Source organism: Acidovorax sp. HMWF018 (genome assembly GCF_003061035.1).
Lineage (GTDB): Bacteria > Pseudomonadota > Gammaproteobacteria > Burkholderiales > Burkholderiaceae_C > Acidovorax > Acidovorax delafieldii.
The window spans coordinates 4794-7527 of record NZ_QAIM01000476.1; the positions used below are offsets into that span (position 1 = coordinate 4794).

General features: G+C 62.1%; 2 protein-coding genes. One reads left to right on the forward strand and one right to left on the reverse strand.

The window, feature by feature from the left end; genetic code table 11:
• Positions 1 to 506 precede the first annotated feature (506 nt).
• Entirely contained in the window at positions 507 to 1817 is a 1311-nt protein-coding gene (locus DBR23_RS20185) for an HD-GYP domain-containing protein (RefSeq protein WP_108499387.1), read from the reverse strand.
• Between the two features lie 531 nt (positions 1818 to 2348).
• Here DBR23_RS20185 and DBR23_RS20190 point away from each other — a divergent pair.
• Complete coding sequence (locus DBR23_RS20190) at positions 2349 to 2654, forward strand: DUF4148 domain-containing protein (RefSeq protein ID WP_108499388.1); 306 nt, start codon at positions 2349 to 2351, stop codon at positions 2652 to 2654.
• Positions 2655 to 2734 lie beyond the last annotated feature (80 nt).

The window sequence follows — 2734 nt, forward strand, 5'->3', positions numbered from 1 at the left end:
CCCACAGGCCAGCCGCCACCCGGCAGCTGGGCATCCAGCGCAGCATGGCCCGAAGGCAATACGCGCTGCGCGCTGGCCCCCAGCGCGTCGGCATGCCACACCCCAGGCACGGGGATGGGCAAATCGGACGCAACCCGCAAAGAGGGGCGTGGCGCAGGCATGGTGGTGGGAGAAGTTGAGGCAACACGAATACTGTAAATATAACCAGTATTTTGCCGAATGGGTGAACCTGGAAGCGAAGACCCACCAAGGACGTCGGTATGAGGAGGCCCACGCGGGCAAGGGCTTGTTCACACTATTTTTGCCAGTGCGAAGGCCTCCCCCGCCACGCCAATCCAAGCGCGCGACGACGCCAAGGCCGGAGCCTTGGCCAGGAACGCAACGACGAGTGGCGTGGCGGGGGAGACCTTCCTTTCGGGTTGCGATGCCCAGCAAACGCCGCGCGCCGGAGTACTCAGTGGAAGAGGCAAACCCCGCGCCCTGGCGGAGTCGATCCGAAAGTCTGCTTACAGCGTACGCATCGCCCAGTCGCACCAGTCCGCCACCGCCGCATCAGCAGGCGTGGCACGGTCCGAGAGCTGGGGCCAGCGGCGGTGGCTGGCGTTCAGGATGCTTTGCAGTTGCCACAGGGCCTCGCGCCCCACCAGGGCGACCTCGGCCATGCCAATGGCGTCGCCTTGCAATTGCGCCAGCAACTCGCCCTGGTGCCGGGGGTGCGAGCCCGCTTCGATCAGGGCTTTTTGCAATGCCATGAGGCGGGAATCGGTAAACGCAAAGGCAGTGCCCGCAGAAGACTTGGCCGCCGTGTCTGGAGGCAAGGCCGCCTTGAGCTGGTCCCAGTAGGCAAAGGCTTCGGCCAGCAATTCGATCTGGCGGGGCGCATCGTTACCCAGGGGCATCAAGGCCGATTCGCGGGCCACTTCCTCCTGCAGAAGCGGCAGGATGAACGCCACCAGTGCCGAAGGAAACTTGCGGTGATTGAGCCGCAGCACCAGCGACAGCCGCTGCGCGGGCATGTCGTCGTATTTCTCGTAGAAAGCGGCCACCACTTCGGCCAGTAGCAGGATGCGGCCCATGGGCGTGATGTCCGCCCCCAGCAAGGCGCGCGGATAGCCGCTGCCGTCCATGCGCTCATGGTGCTCCAGCACGGCCACTTCGGCAGCACGTGGATAGGCCTGCGTGTCGCGGATCATGAGCATGGCCGAGATGGGATGGGCCACCAGGTGCTTGCGCCCTACCCCCACCACCTTGTGGTCCGGGTCATCCCAGGCCGGGTCCATGTGCAGCACCCCCAGGTCATGCAGCAGCGCAGCAGCCGCCACCGTGCTGCAATCGCGTTCGCTCAGCCCGCTTTTGACCGCCAGAAATACCGCCACGGTGGTCATCACCAGACTGTGCTGGAACAGCGTGGGCCGCTGGTCACGCATCACGGTGAGCTTGCAGGCCATGGCAGAAGGCAACGGCAGGGACCTCAGGGGCGCCAGCAACCGGGCACCTGAGCCCAGGGCCTCGGCCAGCATGGCGGGCAGGGTTTCCTGCTCGATCAGCGTCTGGCCCAGGGCCAGCAGTGATGGCACGTCCACCGGGTTTTCGATGGACAGATGGCGGTCAATGGGTTCGCGCAGCTTGTGCTGCACCAGGCGGTCGTACAGGCGGCTGTCGATGCGCGCGCCCTTCTCCACCAGCTTGATGCCGTTGTCGGTGTAGATGGCAGCACCTGCGACCACCGTACGCCGGTCGGCCATGTCGGTCAGCGCACGCAAGTAATGGGGACTGTCAGCGTCCTCGGCATCCGCTGAAAGAAGAATATCGGTCATGCAAGCAACACAAATCGTTACTTCGCACTATAGGGGGTTCTCTTGCGGGGCACTGACTCGCGTGACGCGATACAGACATGCAATCTTGATGCACATCAAGCAGCAGTCGCAGCTACCCGTGCTCGTTTATTGCCGCATGGCAGAGATCACACGTCCGGATTCCCATGACCAAGACCTGGCCCCGCCCGGGCTCACCGGGGTGACAAAGCCCCCTGTCACCCCAATGTCATTGTCCCAAATTGGCATCAGGGTTTTCATTCAACAATGTCGCCGGTAGCCTGCTTTTTGGTGATCCCGGACAGTCAGGCTTGGGTAAACCCTGAAAAGTTCCGCATTGATTGTTCACAATACTGGAACAGTTAGTTCGCGACCCGGTGGTTTTTCTCTGCACCCCACCGGCGTACAGTTCATCCCATCGATGAGCCGAACCCGCAAGGCGACTCACCGAACCCGGTCCCAAGCAGCTTTCTTTGTTTTTGGCGCTTTGTTCCGGTTTTTTGAGCCGCTTCTTTAACTTCAAGGATTTCCATCATGAACAACACCGCACGTTTCCTGTCTATCGCCGCTGTCGCCGCTTTCGCTTCTTTTGGTGCCCAGGCTGACGAAGCCGATGCTTCGCAGTTCGCCACCAAGTTTGAAACTAACCGCACCCGCGCTGAAGTGGCTGCTGAAGCCGCCACTGTGGCCCAGACCCGCTCCATCGAACCCGCTGGTTCGCGTGTGGTGACCTACAAGTCCACGGCCGACCGCGCTGCCGTGCGTGCCCAGGCTGCTGAAGCTGTGCGCACTGGCCAGATTTCTTCGGGTGAGCGCGCCGGATACACCAGGGGCGGCTGAATCTGCCGCCCTGGTTGCGCCGTATCTCTCAGTACCCAAGTCCTCTTTTTAGAATTTTCCGGAGTTTCACCATGAACAAG